At 37.6% G+C, this 16020-nt stretch carries 18 protein-coding genes and 2 pseudogenes; 14 read left to right on the top strand and 6 right to left on the bottom strand.

Annotated features, from left to right (window positions below):
* Nucleotide 1: 1 nt before the first annotated feature.
* Complete coding sequence (locus F985_RS19550; RefSeq protein WP_000593330.1) at nt 2-640, top strand: glutathione S-transferase family protein; 639 nt, start codon at nt 2-4, stop codon at nt 638-640.
* A 410-nt stretch (nt 641-1050) separates the two neighbouring features.
* Here the strand turns inward: F985_RS19550 and F985_RS19545 are convergent, their stop codons facing one another.
* Complete coding sequence (locus F985_RS19545) at nt 1051-1482, bottom strand: PPC domain-containing protein (protein ID WP_000684952.1); 432 nt, start codon at nt 1480-1482, stop codon at nt 1051-1053.
* Nucleotides 1483-1781: 299 nt separating this feature from the next.
* Between F985_RS19545 and F985_RS19540 the strand changes: the two genes are divergently transcribed.
* Both F985_RS19540 and F985_RS26020 read left to right on the top strand, forming a co-directional pair.
* Nucleotides 1782-2981: a tyrosine-type recombinase/integrase gene (locus F985_RS19540; RefSeq protein WP_000059635.1), complete on the top strand. Its 1200-nt coding sequence runs from the start codon at nt 1782-1784 to the stop codon at nt 2979-2981.
* A gap of 41 nt (nt 2982-3022) precedes the next feature.
* Nucleotides 3023-3244, top strand: a pseudogene (locus F985_RS26020) (antitoxin HicB).
* A gap of 274 nt (nt 3245-3518) precedes the next feature.
* On the opposite strand, the gene F985_RS19535 reads toward F985_RS26020, so the two are convergent.
* Nucleotides 3519-3770 (bottom strand): hypothetical protein, encoded by a 252-nt coding sequence (locus tag F985_RS19535; RefSeq protein ID WP_000937271.1) that lies wholly within the window; start codon nt 3768-3770, stop codon nt 3519-3521.
* A 194-nt stretch (nt 3771-3964) separates the two neighbouring features.
* On the opposite strand from F985_RS19535, the gene F985_RS19530 reads away from it, so the two are divergent.
* Nucleotides 3965-4186 carry a helix-turn-helix domain-containing protein gene (locus F985_RS19530; RefSeq protein ID WP_000627021.1) on the top strand — a complete coding sequence of 74 codons (222 nt, stop codon included), beginning with the start codon at nt 3965-3967 and terminating at the stop codon, nt 4184-4186.
* Nucleotides 4187-4583: 397 nt separating this feature from the next.
* The gene (locus F985_RS19525; RefSeq protein WP_000736237.1) at nt 4584-4985 is read left to right on the top strand and encodes a winged helix-turn-helix transcriptional regulator; all 402 of its coding nucleotides are present in this window, start codon (nt 4584-4586) and stop codon (nt 4983-4985) included.
* Here F985_RS19525 and F985_RS19520 read toward each other — a convergent pair.
* Nucleotides 4979-5890: a LysR family transcriptional regulator gene (locus F985_RS19520; protein WP_000345759.1), complete on the bottom strand. Its 912-nt coding sequence runs from the start codon at nt 5888-5890 to the stop codon at nt 4979-4981. The genes F985_RS19525 and F985_RS19520 overlap by 7 nt on opposite strands.
* A 193-nt stretch (nt 5891-6083) precedes the next feature.
* Here F985_RS19520 and F985_RS19515 point away from each other — a divergent pair, with 193 nt between their 5' ends.
* Together F985_RS19515 and F985_RS19510 are read left to right on the top strand one after the other, a co-directional pair.
* Nucleotides 6084-7076 (top strand): zinc-dependent alcohol dehydrogenase family protein, encoded by a 993-nt coding sequence (locus F985_RS19515; RefSeq protein WP_000090746.1) that lies wholly within the window; start codon nt 6084-6086, stop codon nt 7074-7076.
* 97 nt (nt 7077-7173) lie between these two features.
* Nucleotides 7174-8145, top strand: coding sequence for an LLM class oxidoreductase (locus tag F985_RS19510; protein ID WP_000459701.1), 972 nt, complete (start codon nt 7174-7176; stop codon nt 8143-8145).
* Between the two features lie 8 nt (nt 8146-8153).
* Here the strand turns inward: F985_RS19510 and F985_RS19505 are convergent, their stop codons facing one another.
* Nucleotides 8154-9074: a LysR family transcriptional regulator gene (locus F985_RS19505; RefSeq protein WP_001088578.1), complete on the bottom strand. Its 921-nt coding sequence runs from the start codon at nt 9072-9074 to the stop codon at nt 8154-8156.
* Nucleotides 9075-9277: 203 nt separating this feature from the next.
* Here F985_RS19505 and F985_RS19500 point away from each other — a divergent pair, with 203 nt between their 5' ends.
* From F985_RS19500 to F985_RS19490, 3 genes are all read left to right on the top strand, one after another.
* Nucleotides 9278-10291: an NAD-dependent epimerase/dehydratase family protein gene (locus F985_RS19500; RefSeq protein ID WP_000745939.1), complete on the top strand. Its 1014-nt coding sequence runs from the start codon at nt 9278-9280 to the stop codon at nt 10289-10291.
* A gap of 61 nt (nt 10292-10352) precedes the next feature.
* On the top strand, nt 10353-11228 hold the full coding sequence (locus F985_RS19495; protein WP_001052527.1) for an MBL fold metallo-hydrolase: 876 nt from the start codon (nt 10353-10355) through the stop codon (nt 11226-11228).
* A 48-nt stretch (nt 11229-11276) separates the two neighbouring features.
* Nucleotides 11277-12155, top strand: a complete 879-nt coding sequence (locus F985_RS19490) for a DMT family transporter (RefSeq protein WP_001057459.1) — start codon at nt 11277-11279, stop codon at nt 12153-12155.
* 109 nt (nt 12156-12264) lie between these two features.
* Here F985_RS19490 and F985_RS19485 read toward each other — a convergent pair whose 3' ends face one another.
* Nucleotides 12265-13197 carry an IS5-like element ISAba13 family transposase gene (locus F985_RS19485; RefSeq protein ID WP_004704227.1) on the bottom strand — a complete coding sequence of 311 codons (933 nt, stop codon included), beginning with the start codon at nt 13195-13197 and terminating at the stop codon, nt 12265-12267.
* A gap of 54 nt (nt 13198-13251) precedes the next feature.
* Between F985_RS19485 and F985_RS25935 the strand changes: the two genes are divergently transcribed.
* The 4 genes from F985_RS25935 to F985_RS25795 all read left to right on the top strand — a co-directional run bounded on the left by F985_RS25935 (nt 13252) and on the right by F985_RS25795 (nt 15187).
* Nucleotides 13252-13428, top strand: a complete 177-nt coding sequence (locus F985_RS25935) for a hypothetical protein (protein ID WP_004704225.1) — start codon at nt 13252-13254, stop codon at nt 13426-13428.
* Nucleotides 13429-13620: 192 nt separating this feature from the next.
* Nucleotides 13621-13857, top strand: a complete 237-nt coding sequence (locus tag F985_RS19480) for a hypothetical protein (protein WP_000152660.1) — start codon at nt 13621-13623, stop codon at nt 13855-13857.
* A gap of 660 nt (nt 13858-14517) precedes the next feature.
* Nucleotides 14518-14973: a hypothetical protein gene (locus F985_RS19475; RefSeq protein WP_004704223.1), complete on the top strand. Its 456-nt coding sequence runs from the start codon at nt 14518-14520 to the stop codon at nt 14971-14973.
* A 61-nt stretch (nt 14974-15034) separates the two neighbouring features.
* Nucleotides 15035-15187, top strand: a complete 153-nt coding sequence (locus F985_RS25795; RefSeq protein WP_157668066.1) for a hypothetical protein — start codon at nt 15035-15037, stop codon at nt 15185-15187.
* Here F985_RS25795 and F985_RS19470 read toward each other — a convergent pair.
* Nucleotides 15175-15940: pseudogene (locus F985_RS19470) on the bottom strand (IS5-like element ISAba31 family transposase). The gene F985_RS25795 and the pseudogene F985_RS19470 overlap by 13 nt on opposite strands.
* Nucleotides 15941-16020 lie beyond the last annotated feature (80 nt).

The raw sequence follows: 16020 nt of genomic DNA, 5'->3' as shown, positions 1-16020 counted from the left end.
CATGATTAAACTACATCATTTAGATCAATCACGTTCTTTTCGCATTTTGTGGTTACTTGAAGAAATCAAGCAGCCCTATGAGCTGAAACGCTATTATCGTGACTCAAGCACGCATTTGGCCCCTGAATCTTTAAAAACCATCCATCCTTTAGGGAAATCTCCAGTATTGGAATGGGATGGCAAAGTTATTGCAGAGTCAGGCGCAATCGTTGAGTTATTAATTCAGAAACTTGCGCCGCATTTAGCACCAGATATGGATGAATCTACTTATGTCGATTATCTACAGTGGATTCATTTCTCAGAAAGCTCTGCCATGCTGCCATTTTTGTTAAAAACGTTTAATGCGATAGAAACCAAGCAAGGCACGAAGTTGGTATTTCTAGAAAATTATACTCAAGTTGAGTTCGATAAGGTATTTGGCCATTTAAATGAATATTTAAAAGATAAAGAATTTCTAGTGGCAGACCGTTTAACCGGTGCTGACTTTATGATGGGCTTTGGACTACATGCTTTAGTTTATCATATGGGACAAGGTGAAAATTATCCCCATATCCAACGTTATGTAGCAGGTTTAAGCCAACTACCTAGCTGGCAAGTCGCAGTACAAATTGAACAAAATGGTGTGAAAAGTCAAAAATAGCAAAATTGTTTTTTTAACGCAATTGAGAAAAAGAATCATGATTGACAAGTACATATGATTATAAAATAACCTGACACTTATTTAAAGTAAACGCCTAATGAATTTCATCGGGCGTACTCTATTTTAAAGATAAGGAATTACCATTATTTAAGACAAGTTTCGCCTATTCTTTCACTGCAAATTCCTATCAAAAGAGCTTGAATATCACGACGGTTACGTTGAAAGATATAATCAACTTTTGAAAGAAAAGTGACTAACGCACAGCAACATTAAATTATTCCTTGGGGTATTAAACAAGTAATCTATATCATTTTAATAACATAAACACATATGCGTAAAAATCACGCCCCGCTTAACTGGCAATAGTTTTTGAACCCTCGTATAAAAGCTTAAAAGAATCTAGCAAGTCTTTATTTAATGTTAATACTCATCCAGTATTGAGGTTTTTTATCATTTCTTGCCTGTGATCTAGGTTGTAATACTCTAATTTCATACTCACCTGAAGCAGGTAAAATATAAATACCATTATCATCAAGCTCTGGAGAATATTCTCCAATATTGATGGAGTCTTTTAATTGATTACCCCATAAGTAAGCTTCAACATTTCCTCCAGTCAACTTCACTTTTAACTTTTGCCCTTTTTTAGCATAAAATTTGTAGGAATCATACTTGTATCCCTCTATCCTTCCGTAATAATTTGCAGAGTAAGCTTTTTTTGCAAACTTAACTACAACAGTCTTTCGTATATCATTGTTATCATTTGCAAGTACGGCTGGGCTAAGCATAGTTAAAGTTAGGGCCATAAAAGCACCAGCTAGTAATTTCGTATTCGCTATTTTCATAAGGTTACCTTAATTCTTGTATCGCCCCTGACATAGTAACATAAGTAATAAGTAACCATGAATCATGGAACAGAACTGTGAATAGTCATAACATAGAGTTGCACTTCAAATGCTAATTTAAGACTTGCGAAATCAATGGTTAATTAATTGGTCACTAAGGAATAGCCAATCTAGATATAAAGTTTATTTAACAAATACTTATAAAAATATATGATGCGTATCATACGCATCATATATAAAGCGTTCTATTTTGATATAATTGATCCAATCAACCCCTTATTAGGTTTCATTTAAATTCCATGAGTCTTACTGATATTAAAGTTCGCCAAGCTCATTGCAAGGAAAAAACCTGTTTTTTATCCGATGAAGATGGGCTTAGCCTGAAGATTGAGCCGAGTGGAAGAAAATCTTGGTGCTATCGCTATACAGATCCACAAACTAAAAAACGTCGACGCATTCAGTTAGGTCTTTATCCTGATTTATCGCTGAAAAAGGCACGACAAGTCAGAGATGACTTTAAAGACAATAATTTCTGTTTTGAACATGATACTGCCTCTAATCTTATCACCTTTGGTAAGGTCGGGGAGGAGTGGTTACAGTTCAAACTGAAGAATGCCTTCAACGATCTACCCCGCTGTGGTGTACTACAGTTAGCAGAAAGATGCTTACAGCAAGATATTTATCCAGACCTTCAGGATTTACCTTTTCAAAACATCAAGCGCTATGACCTGGTTTCAGTAATCAAAAAAATAGAGGGACGCCAAGTAAAAGAACCTGTCAAAAAAGCTTGTAGTTATTTGAACCAAATTTATGACTACGCTGTAGCGATGGGTTATTGTGAGTTCAACATCGCTCATGGTTTAAATAAAATCACCATTAACAGCAAAATCAAAAAAAATTATCCGTATTTGAAAGCGGAGGAAATATTTGATTTTAAGAATAAATTACAAAAATTGGATGCCCATCCCATTATTAAAAAAGCACTGATGTTCAAATTACATACTGGCGTGAGAGGGGCCGAATTGTTATTGGCTGAGCCTCATCATTTTGATTTAAATGAAAAAATCTGGAAAATACCTGCCTTGCATATTAAACAGTTTCGACGAAAAGTTATATTAGGCCATGAGATTCCAGATTTTTTAGTTCCACTTTCAAATCAGGCTTTAGAGATTTTGAAAGACGTCATGCAGTGGTCATACGGTGAAAAATACCTTTTTGCTAGCCCTCGCAAACACAATCAACCGATTCATTTTAATACTCTAAATATGGCCATACGTAAGATGGGGTATGGCAAACATCAACTATCTTCTCATGGATTACGTTCTACTTTTAGTACCATTTTGAATGACTCAGGTTTGTTCCAAGATAATTGGATTGAGGCACAACTTTCACATATTGATAAGAACCGTACCCGTGCCAGCTATAATCACGCTGACTATTTAGCTCAACGGACTGAAATGATGCAGTGGTGGGGTGATTATTTAAGTACTAGTAAGTGAAAATCGTACTTTTATACAGAAAAACATAAACTTAAAAAATTGTGAGGTGTCAAATGGATAGTAAACAATATACTTACCGTGTTAAATGGTCAGCTGAAGATAATGGGTATGTTGGGTTGTGTGCTGAGTTTCCATCATTGTCTTAGCATGATGCGGATCAGTCTAAAGCATTCTCAGGAATAGAGGAGCTCGTTGCTGATGTTGTCGCTGATATGATTAGCAATAATGAAAAAGTTCCTACACCACTCTCCGGAAAAATATAGTAGGCAATTTATTGTCCTTGTTCTCAGTGGTTCAACAAAAACTAGCCCTCGAAGCAGCAGAACGTAGTGTGGGCATGAATCGTTTAGTATCAGTAAAAAGAGCTATGTAATTTTAGTCTTTACTAAGGTCTAGTAGGAGTGAGTGATAAAGCAGGAACAAGAATTTATGCTTCACATATTCTGTAAATCGTATGAATTTGAATTACTAGGTATTTTAAAAGAAAGTTTTCTTTGATTTAGTGTTTTTATATAAAAAATAATTTTTAAAAATAACTTAGGCTAATTGATAAACACTATCTGGAAAGATTAAAAGAAAATATTTTTTAATTTCTGCTAATTCATTTAAGGCAGGTTCTCTTTCTAGCAGTTGAAATGTCCAAATAAGTACAGCCTGATGATTATCATAGCAAGTATTTACTCCAAGAAAATTAGCCAATCCATAACTTCTATTGATGTTCATTTCTTTAATTAATTGATTTCCTAAGTCACGAGCTTGCTGGCTGATTAATAACTCATTTGGTAACACGGCGGTCATCTCCACAAAAAAATCTAATGCAGGTTCAATCCTTATATTTAAAAAGTTATAATTTAATTGAAATGGATAAAATATACTTTCTACAAGTTGTAATAACCTGCTGTAGGTTAATTTTAGCAAAGTATTACTCAGGCAACAACTTCAAATAACCCACAGCAAGTTATTTTTTGTAAATTAATTTAAATATGATTACTTGTAAGTTATCTAGCCTCATGGGCGATAGAAAAATTTTAAAATTAAGTGAAGTGGTGCATGCGACAGGAATCAATCGTAATACGCTGACAAGTATGTATTATGACCGTGCTATACGTATCGAATTGCCAGTCGCTGATAAGTTATGTAAATACTTTAACTGTACGATGAATGATTTGTTTGAGTTTAAGGAAGAAGTTGAAGAAAAAGATTAACCAATACTTCTTTTGATAAGTTTTCTCTACAGGTCTAATACTGAACTTTATAAAATTTCATCGAAAACAGAGATTTACTTTATTATTTATATAAAAGAATCAATCGAATGATAGAGGTTTTTTTCTTATAACTTAATCAAGAAGAGGGCTAATGACCCACAATAGCGGTAACTATTGTGGGTTTGTTCCATGTAATGCAAATTGCAGTACAAGGAATTTAAAATGACTTCACTGCTGATCTTACGTTGCCCTTGTACGACTTAGGCAGACCACATACCCGAATTGTCACTTAAATTTGAGTAGATATGAGAAGTCTTAACTTTTAAATCTTTGTGCAACAAAGCCGTTTATACGCTAAAAAAATTCTCATACTTACCAAAAGGTAACTGTAAACGTTATGAAAAAACTCCGTAATTATGATTCTGCTCCGGGCTGTTCAATGGAAGCGGCATTACATATTTTAGGTGGAAAGTGGAAGGGTGTAATTTTATTTCATTTGTTTAAAGATGGGACTTTGCGCTTTAGTGAATTGCAACGTCATCTGGTGAGTATTAATCAGCGCTTACTAACCAAACAGTTACGTGATCTTGAAGAAGATGGATTGGTCATACGCCATGTATATCCTGTTATTCCACCTAAAGTTGAATATTCACTCAGCGATGAAGGACGAGAGTTACAGGATTTGATTATGGATCTCAGTTTGTGGGGCAAAAAATGGCTCGAAAAAAGAGGCATGAAAACTGCAGCGGATGAGGATCTAGATACTTTGAAAGCGGTATTCACTAAACAAAGTCACTGAATCCAAGATCCTGTTTTTGATTGAATCGTTTCAATAACCCAGTCAATAAAAGTGCGTACTTGCGGTGCAAGGTATTGTCGATTGGGGTACATAATCGAGAGTGGGAAGTTGACGTGTCCTAAATCTTGAAGAACTTGAACAAGGGTTCCATTGTGGAGTTCATCCATGACCAATATGCCCGGAACTTGCATTAAGCCAATATGATTGAGTGCACATGCAACCATGGCTTCGGCATCATTTGCCATAATGCCACTCGAAAATGTTACTTCTTCTTCATCACTTGCATTGGAAAAATGCCATGCGAGGGGTATGTGCTTTTGTCCTGAGAAGTAATTAATGATCGTATGATCATTAAGGGACTCAATTGAAGACGGTATTCCATTTCTTTTGAGATACTCAGGTGAAGCACAGATCACCATAGGAATATCTGCGATCTTGCGGCCTATCATACTGCTGACTGGTAGCGTGCCAAGGCGTAAAACGCAATCAACAGAGTTAGCAATCAGATCAATGGGTTGATCATTCACTCCAAGCACAATACTAATATCTGGATACTGAGCGCGAAATTTTGCTAACTCGGGAATGACCAAAGATTTTGCTAATGCTGCTGGAATATCAATTCTTAATCTTCCACTGGGCTTCTCTTTACTCCCACCAAACAAGTTCTGTGCATCCTCTACATCACGCAATAACTCCATTGCTTTTGCATATAGGGTTTCACCTTCACCCGTCAGATTAGTCCTTCGGGTTGTGCGTTGTAAGAGGCGTACACCGACATGTTTTTCTAATTCTCCAATCGCTTTTGTTATTCCGGGTCTTGCCATGTGTAGGGTCTCAGCGGCACGAGAAAAGTTCCCCATTTCAACCACGGTCACGAAAATCTGGAGTTGGCGGATAAAGTCCATAATTTAATTGTTTCATTTTTTGATAACAATAATGTACCAGTTTGTTGTCTTAAAAAATAGTTTAAATGGACGTAATATTTTCTTCAGACAGAGCGTGGAACGGATTAAGACGGGTACACAAGCTGATCTGTCTATACACCAATCTGGTTACCAATGCTCAACTCGATAAGAGCAGATTAAAGAGGAAATAGAGATGGCACGTCATGTACGTTTTCATGAAACTGGTGGTCCTGAAGTTTTAAAAATTGAAGAGGTTCCAACCCCTGAACCTAAATCAGGTGAAGTCCGTATTCGAGTTCATGCACTAGGTTTAAACCGAGCAGAAAGCATGTACCGTTCAGGTCGTTATGTGATTGAACCCCAGTTTCCAGCAACCATGGGTTATGAAGCTTCAGGTTATATCGATGCAATCGGTGCAGATGTTGAAGGCTTTACAGTCGGTGATGCAGTTAGTGTTATCCCAGCCTTCATGTTTGATGAATATGGTCTTTATGGTGATCTTGTTGTCGCGCCAGCCCGTGCAGTGGTGAAGAACCCTGAAGGTGTGAGTTGGGAAACTGCAGCAGCAACATGGATGCCTTACACCACAGCGTGGGGTGCATTAATTGATATCGCCAACCTTGGCAAAGGTGACTTCGTTGTTCTAGGTGCTGCATCAAGTAGTGTTGGGCTTGCCGCAATTGAAATTGCGAATAGTGTCGGTGCGACTCCAATTGCATTAACTCGTAAAGATGAAAAAGTTCTAGAGCTTAAAAATGCGGGTGTAGAGCATGTTTTACAGGTCGGTGTTGATGATCTTGAGCAAGAAATTCTGAATATCACGGGTGGTCAAGGTGCACGTGTCGTGTTTGATCCTGTGACGGGACCAGATTTTGAGAACATCATTAAGGCAACTGGCAAAGATGCGATTGTTTTCATCTATGGTGCATTAAGTCACGATGCAACCCCAATTCCAGTGATGCATATTCTGGGTAAGCACACAACGATTCGTGGTTTCGAATTTATTGAAGTGACAGCAGATGATGCAAAACTAGAAAGAGCGAAACAATTTATTACGCAAGGTTTAGCTTCGGGACAGTTTAAAGCGAAGATTGCACGTATATTCCCATTTGAACAAATTGTGGAAGCAACGCAATTCCTCGAATCCAATGCACAAGTCGGTAAAATCATCGTAACAATCGACTAAAACACCGCTTCACAATTTTCACATCACTTTCCTCGTTCTGAGAGGTAAATTTGGCATTACCTCTCATTTTTTTTACAGATTTTATTTGGAATACACTATGTTTGATATTAACAATCATATTGGGTTCAGAAGAATCTTTGCACCCAATAAATTGACTCTTGGCTTTATTCTCCCACTCGAAGCCTATCCAGATACTGCTGCACCTATGATGAATAATCATGTGGAGCTGGTTAAATTGGCAGATACTGCTGGATTTGCTGCTCTTTGGGCACGAGATATTCCGCTGCTTGATCCTAATTTTGGTGATGCAGGTCAACTCTATGATCCGTTTACTTATTTGTCATTTTTATCTGCTCATACCCAAAATATTGCACTGGCAACAGGTAGTACGGTATTAACCTTACGTCACCCTTTACATGTTGCAAAACAGGCGAATTCAGTAGACCAATTATCGAATGGTCGTATGGTTCTAGGCATTGCTTCAGGTGACCGAGGTGTTGAGTATCCTGCCTTTGGGTTAAGCCAAGAATATGATGAACGTGGTGAGCGTTTCAGAGAAGCCTACCACTATTTCCGTCAGGCGGCTGAACATGAGTTTCCTCAGCATTTTTCTGCTCGTTTTGGTGAATTAGATGGCAGTTTAAATCTGCTGCCTAAGGCTCATCAAAGTCGAGTTCCTGTTGTGGTGACTGGTAGTAGCCGTCAGGATATTAACTGGATTGCAGAGCATTCAGATGCGTGGTTGTATTATTTTATTGATGCGAGTCGATTATCACCTTTACTGCATACGTGGAAAGTTGCTTCAAAAGCATTCACGCAAGATGGTTTACCTAAACCATTTGCACAAGGGTTATTCTTAGATTTAGCAAGTAATCCAGATCATCCTGTTCAATCGATCCACTCGGGTATGCGAGTAGGACGGAATACCTTAATCAAGTATTTAAAACGCATACAAGATATGGGTGTTAATCATCTCACTTTTAATTTGAAACTATCACAGCGTCCTGCAGTTGAAGTGGTGAGTGAGCTGGCTGAGTTTGTTTTACCTCATTTTCCAGCACATGACTAATTATTCTATTAACCCATCATTACAGGGACTTGTTCCGCGAGTGAATCGATTAGAAGACGGGTGCGATGAGGCAGGTACTTGGTTTTTGGCCATACGACATGGATGTCTATCGGCTGGACGCGTTCACTGTCCATTACCAGTGTGAGTTGACCTGTTTCTACATAAGGCGCACCTAACCAATTCGGTAACCATGCCAAGCCTCCATTTTCGATGGCTGAGTCAGCAATCACTTGCAAATCATCATACACTTCTTTACTCGGCAAAATAATATTAACCAGTGCGTCTTTATGATCTCGTATGGTCCAAGGCTGAATATGGGAGGCTCTGCCATATAAGATGCCTTGATGCTGATATAAATCTTCGATTGAAATGGGTGTCCCAAACTGTTTGAGATACTGCGGAGAGGCAAAAATTGCCATTCGTTGTACCGCAATTTTTTTTGCAATTAAAGACGTTGAATCTGCAACAGGACCGATCCTAATCGCAAGATCAAACCCCTCAGCCAAAATATCAATCACACGATCTGAGAACTCGGTTTCGAACAGAATTTTAGGGTGTAATCGCGTGAGTATTCGTAATACAGGTGCGACACATCGACGACCGAATAAAACGGGGCAACTGATTCGAATTTTACCTTCAGGTCCAACTTGACCATCTCTCAATTCAGATTCCAGTGCATTGATATCATTTAACATGCCTAGACAATGTTCATAATAAATTCCACCTTCATGGGTAAGGCTTTGTTGCCGTGTCGTTCGATGAAAAAGTCGTAACCCCAAACGCTGTTCAAGTTTAGAAATAGATTTTGCAATTGCAGATCTCGTGAGATTCATTCGAAATGCAGCCCCAGAAAAACTTCCTGTTTCAACTACTGCAATAAAGGTCACTATTCCTGAGAAACGATCTTCTAAAGGATTCCGACTGTTCATTCAATTTGTCCACGAAATTCACCATCACCAGTTTATATCATCACCTGCTTAATCTCTATTGTTTCCTTAAAGTATCCAATCAGTGTATTTATGCTTGACCAAGTCAATATAAAGTTTCCATATACTAAGCAGCATATTGAAAACAACACGATTGGTATTGAGCAGTGCTGTATTCAATCCATTCGCAAAATAGGTTGAGTTCTATGAAAAAGCGCATCTTTATTACAGGCGGTACGGGCTACATCGGTGGTAGTTTTTTACAACTGATGTGGGAACGACACTATCTTGACCAATATGAAATTCGAGTTTTATCGAGAAACTCTTCGGTTGCAGAAGAGCTTCAAAAGCGAGGCTTTATCCCTGTTGTTGGATTACTGGATGACGATGAATTACTCAGTCGTGAAGCTGAAGCGGCAGAAATCGTATTTAGCACTGCAAACTGTGATCATAAGGCCAGTGTAGTTGCTTTATTGAGCGGTTTACACAAGCAATTCGAGAAAACAGGTCAGCAGCCTATTTTCATTCATACATCTGGTGCAGGGGTTCTAACCGAGCATTCGATTGGACTTGGTGTGCCGCCCGAATTAGATCGCAATCAAACTGAATGGGATGAACAGGATGTTGAAAAACATCAAGACATTGGTTATGCCGCACCACATCGCTTTGTGGATGTCGAAGTCTTTAAAGCTGCTAAGCAAGGTTTTGTAAAAACTTATTTGGTTGTGCCACCGACTGTATTTGGCGTGGGCTTAGGGCCATTTGCTGCAAATCGGATGTCGATTCAAATTCCACGTTTGGTTTATCACTCATTAGTTCGACGTCAAGTCATGACTGTAGGAACGGGCGATAACATTTGGCCGAATGTGCATGTGGCTGATTTAGCTGAACTGTATTTGCTGATTATGGATGCTGCTCAAAACGGTACTGCACCAAGTGGCGTCGAAGGCATCTATTACCCAGCTGCCGAACATTTCTACTGGAAACAGGTCTCTCAGCGAATTGCTGAAATCTTTGATCAACAGAAGCTCTTACCGTCACCTGTAGTCACGATGGGACTGCAATCGGGTTGGTTCTGGGGCAGTAATGTTTGTGTTCATCCGACGAACTCAATAAAACTCGGTTGGAAAGCGACCCATGGCGGAACTGTAGAGATGCTACGCGATGTTGAACATGATGTTTCTTTAGTGATCGAAGCAATGCGTTCAAACAATTTTTAAATTCAATGTTCTATGAGGGAAGCCGTCATAGAAATTGAAGTACTCGAAGAAGGAAATACGAATGAACTTGAATAAAATCTATCAAGCACCAGCCGTCAACAAAAAACGCTATGGCGATACAATTGTGACGATGCTCAGTGATGGTTATCTTGATGTTTCTTTTGAACTATTAAACGGTATCAAAGCCAATAAAGCCGAGGCATTACTGGAAAAACGTGGTGTTGAGCCTCTACCGCGTATGAACATTAATGCATTTGTGCTGCAAACTGGTGGTCGCACAATTTTGGTAGATAGTGGTGCGGGTGGTATTAATGGCTGGGGTGGGCGATTACAAGTTGCCTTATCTGCTGCAGGTATTGACCCGCTGGATATTGATACAGTGCTTTTGACTCATGCGCATCCTGATCATGTGGGCGGATTAGCGGCTCCTTTAGCAACTCCGATTTTCCGAAATGTGCAAGAAGTATATGTACATGAAAATGAATTGGGATTCTGGCGCAATGACACAATTTTTGCATCTGCTCCAGATGGATTCAAACCATTTTTTGGTGTTGCAAGAAATGCGTTTGATGCGTATGACGACAAATTAGTTCCATTTAAAAATGAGGCGATCTTACCGGGTATCCAAGCAGTTCCATTATTCGGTCATACACCGGGACATACAGGTTATCTGATCGGTGATGAAAAGGATTCATTACTCATCTGGGGCGATATTGTTCATTTCCCTCATTTACAGATTGCTCGGCCTGAAGTCACGATTGCATTTGATAGTGATCCAAATGAAGCCGCAGCTGTACGTGCAACCTTATTGGATCGTGTGGCAACCGACAAATTATCCATCAGTGGTATGCATTTCAACCTGCCTGCATCTGGACGTATTTACCGTGAAAACAATCAATATGTCTTGAACTATGACGCTTGGTCACCTGCTGTTTAATGTCCACCAATCGCATGGTTCCTCCATGCGATTTTTTAGGTATGTCTTATGAATATGACTAAAAAGGGTGGTATGGGTATCACCTTTTTCGTGCCAATGGTCTTTGTTCTCTTATGGAGCACGGGGTTCATCGCTGCTAAATTTACGATTGCCTACGCACCTCCATTTAAATTGCTTTTTTTACGAGGTTTGTTGTCTTGCCTTGTGTTTTTAGTGATGGTATTGATTGCCCGAGTCAAATTTCCACCTGTAAAAAGTATCATTGAGCAAATGAAAGCTGGTTTGCTGATGCATACGTTGTTTCTCGGTGGTTGCTTTTATGCGATCAATCAGGGGATGTCACCTGCCTTAGTTGCATTAATCACAGGCTTACAACCAATTTTAACCGCCATTATTCTTTCTTTTTCTGATCAAGCCAGTATGAGCCGAATGAAATGGCTAGGTGTAGTCGTTGGTTTTGTTGGAGTTTGTTTAATTTTATCTCCGAGCAAAACATCGAATCATGTGGAACTGATTCCATTGATATCAGTAGTATTGGCTTTAGTTGGTGTGACCACAGGGGCTTTGTATCAGAAAAAGGTCAATAGCACAGGACATATTCTGTCTTTAACATTCTTTCAATATGTATCCTTAACACTGGTGATGGGCATACTCAGTTACTTTTTTGAATCGGATACAGTAGTAGCATGGTCTCTTTCATTTGTTGCGGGTCTCGTCTGGCTTGTGGTCGGTGTTTCAGTCAGTGCCATTTTACTTTTGATTTATCTTCTGAAGATTGGGGAAGCGACTAAGGTTACAACCTATTTTTATTTGGTTCCTGTCGCGACTGCATTAGAAGCATGGTTATTCTTTGCTGAACCAATCACGATGGGTACAGCAGTTGGGATGTTAACAACGATTATTGGAATGGTTCTGGTCATTATTTAAAGGGTCTATCTGTATGCTCATTATTGATTAGATTGAAATGTAGTCCACGATTTTTATGGCTTTGTTGCACAAAGATTTAAAAGTTAAGACTTCTCATATCTACTCAAATTTAAGTGACAACTCGGGTATGTGGTCTGCCTAAATCCGTAAATTTATTTAATACTGCCATACGTGCATGAATCTCATTGACTTGGCTTTGAAAATTTCTCGCACTGAGTTTATCCCCTAATAATTTGATGCAATGCATCTTGGTTTCAACCAAACTTCGCCGATGATAGCCTGACCATTTCTTCCAAATAGTTCTTCCTAAACGTTTAACTGTTCGAAGCAACTCATTGCGTTCTAGCGAGCTCATCTTTTTATCTTTCCATGGCTTCGCATTTTTTCTTGGTGGAATCACTGCATGTGCTTGCCGATCCGCAATGACCTGTCGGCACTGTTTGGTATCATAAGCTCCATCGGTATAGACGGAGTCAACTCTCTCATCTTGTGGAATCTGATCGAGTAAATCACCAAGTACCTGTGAATCACTCACATTGTTGGTTGTGAGCTGAACAGCGCGTATTTGTAAGGTTTTAGCATCTATACTCATATGTAATTTACGCCATTGACGACGATATTCAGGCTGATGTTTTTTACGCTTCCATTCACCCTCACCTAAGAATTTCAGACCTGTAGAGTCAACGATTAGATATAGTCCAACACAACTTTTTTGATAGCTAATCACAATATCAATATGCTGTTGTCGTCTACAAATTGTAGTGTAGTCTGGCGCTATCCAATTTAACCTACAAAGATGGATGAGACTTTGAACAAAGCCTGTGACCATGCGTAAAGACAATCGAAAGAGAGATTTAATCATTAGGCAGCATTGGATAGCTGCGTCGGAGTAAGTTTGATTTCGTCCTTGTTTGCCTTTTGATGGGGCATACCATTGCGTAGCAGGATCAAACCAAATGGCAATATTTCCACGATTAATGAGAGCTCGGTTATATGAAGACCAATTGGTTGTGCGATAAATTTTAGGTGTCGACTTATTCATTTGAAAATTATATTGTGGAATAAGCCTTTAGAGATAGGTTTGTGCAACAAAGCCATGAATAATATTGAATATGATGCGGTGGTTGAAAGTGCGAAAATCAAAGCGAAAAGCGATATAACAGTAGCGGTTTTAAATAATGCAGCAAGTACTGGTTTAGTTGCAATTAATGATGCAAGTAAAGAAAAGCTTATAGAGTTTATCAAAAAACTGCATGATCAGATTGATGAATAATATGAACCGCCCTTAAAGCGGTTTTTTATTGCTAGTAGAATATTTAAGGTACCTTTTCTAATAGGCACATACTATTAAAGTGTTTTTTATTTATTTTTTAGATTGAAAAGATTGCTATTTGAGTAATTTAAATATAAAAATCTTTATTGATTGAGCGTAGTTGTTATACAGGATATTTATAAGGATTTTAAAATGACAATTATCACATTGCTTGATGTTGAGACGAAGAAGAAGGTGATAGTTCGGTCCGTAATAGACCCAATAGCAAGAATAGACAAAAAAGGGAATATACAAATTATTCAAATTCATAAATGGCTATATGATGAATCTGGAGATTTCGTTGATGAAGACTTATATGAGGCACTCAACAATGGAGAAGTTGGAATATACTTAACTTTGCAGTATATGATCATTGATATTGAAAATTAATTATTTTATTTTTAGTCAGTTTGAGTTCTTACTCTCTAGAGCCTAATGGTTACTGCACATAAGACATTATTAAGTATTACCTATTGATGGACACATATTCTTTATAAGTCTTGATAAGTAAAAAAATTATGTAGGCTAAAAATAAAACCATTTAAAAAAAGAAATCTTTATCTATTTAAATATGAATATTTGATATTTTTAATTCAATCCCTATTGCTAGTGCTTAAATATTATGCCAATATGAAGTTGGAGATATTTCCGAATAGATATTTCCTATTTCAGGTTTAAGCGTTTTTTTTCGCTAAGTCCATTTCTGAATAAAAATAGGAAGTGGGCTTTTTTATTTTTAAATATTTCTGTATTATCAGTGTGTTGCTGTAGGTAACACTAAACCTTGTTGATCAGCGCAAATATCAAAAAGGGGAAGCTTACCTACTAGGCAAGCTTTTTAAATTGATGATTTAAACACAATAATCCATTTTAAAGCTCATTAGAAAAATCAAACTTTCCTAGCTTTTATTCGTACTAATTTATTGAATCTAATCGTCTTTATAATTTTAAAAAAATCCTTAAACTAAAAATGGAAAATTTCTTGTTGCAACATTGTTATAATAGGACTACCTTAAGAAAAATACTTTATAAAAATGAGGAGCTGCTGAAATGCCACAGTATCTCATGTTTGCGGAAAATATTTATAACAAAATTAAAGATGAGGAATTGTTTTCACATGACTGTATTGAAAATATGAACTTACTTATGACATGTATACGCAGAGAAATTGAGGGAACAGAATTTAAATTAAAATATAATTTTATTGATTTTGTTGAATTGTTCAGTAGACCATTAGATGAATGTAAAGTAAAAATAGATGTGAGTTTGATTCCTCCTCATAATTCAGAAGGTGAGTATATTTTATGGTTAGCTGGATTTATCGAAAAAATTACAGAAGGTGGACCTAAACCACCTCCGCCTATAAAGAAATTTATTCCAGAGTATATGAGCTTGAAATCTGAATTAGATTTTTTACCTTTAAATGAGGAAAAAATTCAAACCGAAGGTAAAGAAATTACGGATTACTTTAATTCAAAGCTCTATAAGTCAACTTTTAAGAAGTAATACTATATTGCCTGTGAGTTTAGCCACCGCCTAAGGGCGGTTTTTTTTATGGGTAAGAATAATGGATTCTACAGAATACTTTTGGCTTACTCGGAAAAAAGAACCTAAAACTAAACCTAAAAGCTGGCCACTGCCAAAGCCTACACAAAAATATCTAGAGGCAGAAGAAGAATTTACTGAAACTTTAGGGTTTGTTGACATTTACTGTTCATAATTAACCCTATAAAGGTAGCCATAAAAATATACATGCTAAAGCAACAGAACTTTGATAATTTCTTTTGAGCTTGTCATATCGAGTAGCTATTCCTCTAAATTGCTTTAATCTACAAAACATATTTTCAACTAAATGCCTGATTTTATATAAATACCAGTCCATATGGTCATTGTTCGATTGGCTATTTGTTTTCTTTGGTATATTCGCTTTAGTCCCTGTTTTCCTGATCTGTTCACGCAGTGGTTCTGAATCATAGCCTTTATCTGCACATACCACTTTTGTCTCTTTTAAATCTAATGTTGATATTAAATCAGGTGCAACTTTAACATCATGTGTGGTTCCATCGGTAATCATGAAATCAATAGGATTGCCATGTGCATCAACAATCAAATGTATTTTTGAGGAGTTTCCTCCTACACTTTTAGAAATAGATTGATTCGCTATGCCGGCAGAATGTTGATGAGCACGTACATGAGAGCCATCAATAAAAATCCACTCCATATCGGGGCATGAGGCTAGTAATTTGAATAATCTAAGAAACTTACCGCTGCTTGACCAACGATTAAAACGTTTGAAAATAGAGTTTGAATGACCAAAACAGCAAGGAATATCTCGCCACGGACAGCCTGTTCTAATTCTATAGAGAATAGCTTCAATAAAATTGCGTAAATTTGAGTTGTGGTGAATGGATAAATTACGCAGAATAACTTTCAACTTTTGCCAGTGTTGATCTGTCAGCATAGTACGAGGCATAGCGAATAGTAAAATTGGGTTTGGCGATTTGATTTTACTACTTCGCTATTTTTTTAAGCTAAAAGTGTCAACACACCCTA

The organism is Acinetobacter seifertii (genome assembly GCF_000368065.1).
GTDB lineage: Bacteria > Pseudomonadota > Gammaproteobacteria > Pseudomonadales > Moraxellaceae > Acinetobacter > Acinetobacter seifertii.
This window is presented reverse-complemented; position numbering and strand designations above follow the sequence as displayed.

Coding starts and splice junctions, on each gene's coding strand:
- F985_RS25935 (WP_004704225.1), top strand. CDS start 13,252: ATGAATAATATTGAATATGATGCGGTGGTTGAAAGTGCGAAAATCAAA.
- F985_RS19540 (WP_000059635.1), top strand. CDS start 1,782: ATGAGTCTTACTGATATTAAAGTTCGCCAAGCTCATTGCAAGGAAAAA.
- F985_RS19500 (WP_000745939.1), top strand. CDS start 9,278: ATGAAAAAGCGCATCTTTATTACAGGCGGTACGGGCTACATCGGTGGT.
- F985_RS19525 (WP_000736237.1), top strand. CDS start 4,584: ATGAAAAAACTCCGTAATTATGATTCTGCTCCGGGCTGTTCAATGGAA.
- F985_RS19495 (WP_001052527.1), top strand. CDS start 10,353: ATGAACTTGAATAAAATCTATCAAGCACCAGCCGTCAACAAAAAACGC.
- F985_RS19505 (WP_001088578.1), bottom strand. CDS start 9,074: ATGAACAGTCGGAATCCTTTAGAAGATCGTTTCTCAGGAATAGTGACC.
- F985_RS19490 (WP_001057459.1), top strand. CDS start 11,277: ATGAATATGACTAAAAAGGGTGGTATGGGTATCACCTTTTTCGTGCCA.
- F985_RS19545 (WP_000684952.1), bottom strand. CDS start 1,482: ATGAAAATAGCGAATACGAAATTACTAGCTGGTGCTTTTATGGCCCTA.
- F985_RS19530 (WP_000627021.1), top strand. CDS start 3,965: ATGATTACTTGTAAGTTATCTAGCCTCATGGGCGATAGAAAAATTTTA.
- F985_RS25795 (WP_157668066.1), top strand. CDS start 15,035: ATGGATTCTACAGAATACTTTTGGCTTACTCGGAAAAAAGAACCTAAA.
- F985_RS19550 (WP_000593330.1), top strand. CDS start 2: ATGATTAAACTACATCATTTAGATCAATCACGTTCTTTTCGCATTTTG.
- F985_RS19480 (WP_000152660.1), top strand. CDS start 13,621: ATGACAATTATCACATTGCTTGATGTTGAGACGAAGAAGAAGGTGATA.
- F985_RS19475 (WP_004704223.1), top strand. CDS start 14,518: ATGCCACAGTATCTCATGTTTGCGGAAAATATTTATAACAAAATTAAA.
- F985_RS19485 (WP_004704227.1), bottom strand. CDS start 13,197: ATGAATAAGTCGACACCTAAAATTTATCGCACAACCAATTGGTCTTCA.
- F985_RS19520 (WP_000345759.1), bottom strand. CDS start 5,890: ATGGACTTTATCCGCCAACTCCAGATTTTCGTGACCGTGGTTGAAATG.
- F985_RS19515 (WP_000090746.1), top strand. CDS start 6,084: ATGGCACGTCATGTACGTTTTCATGAAACTGGTGGTCCTGAAGTTTTA.
- F985_RS19510 (WP_000459701.1), top strand. CDS start 7,174: ATGTTTGATATTAACAATCATATTGGGTTCAGAAGAATCTTTGCACCC.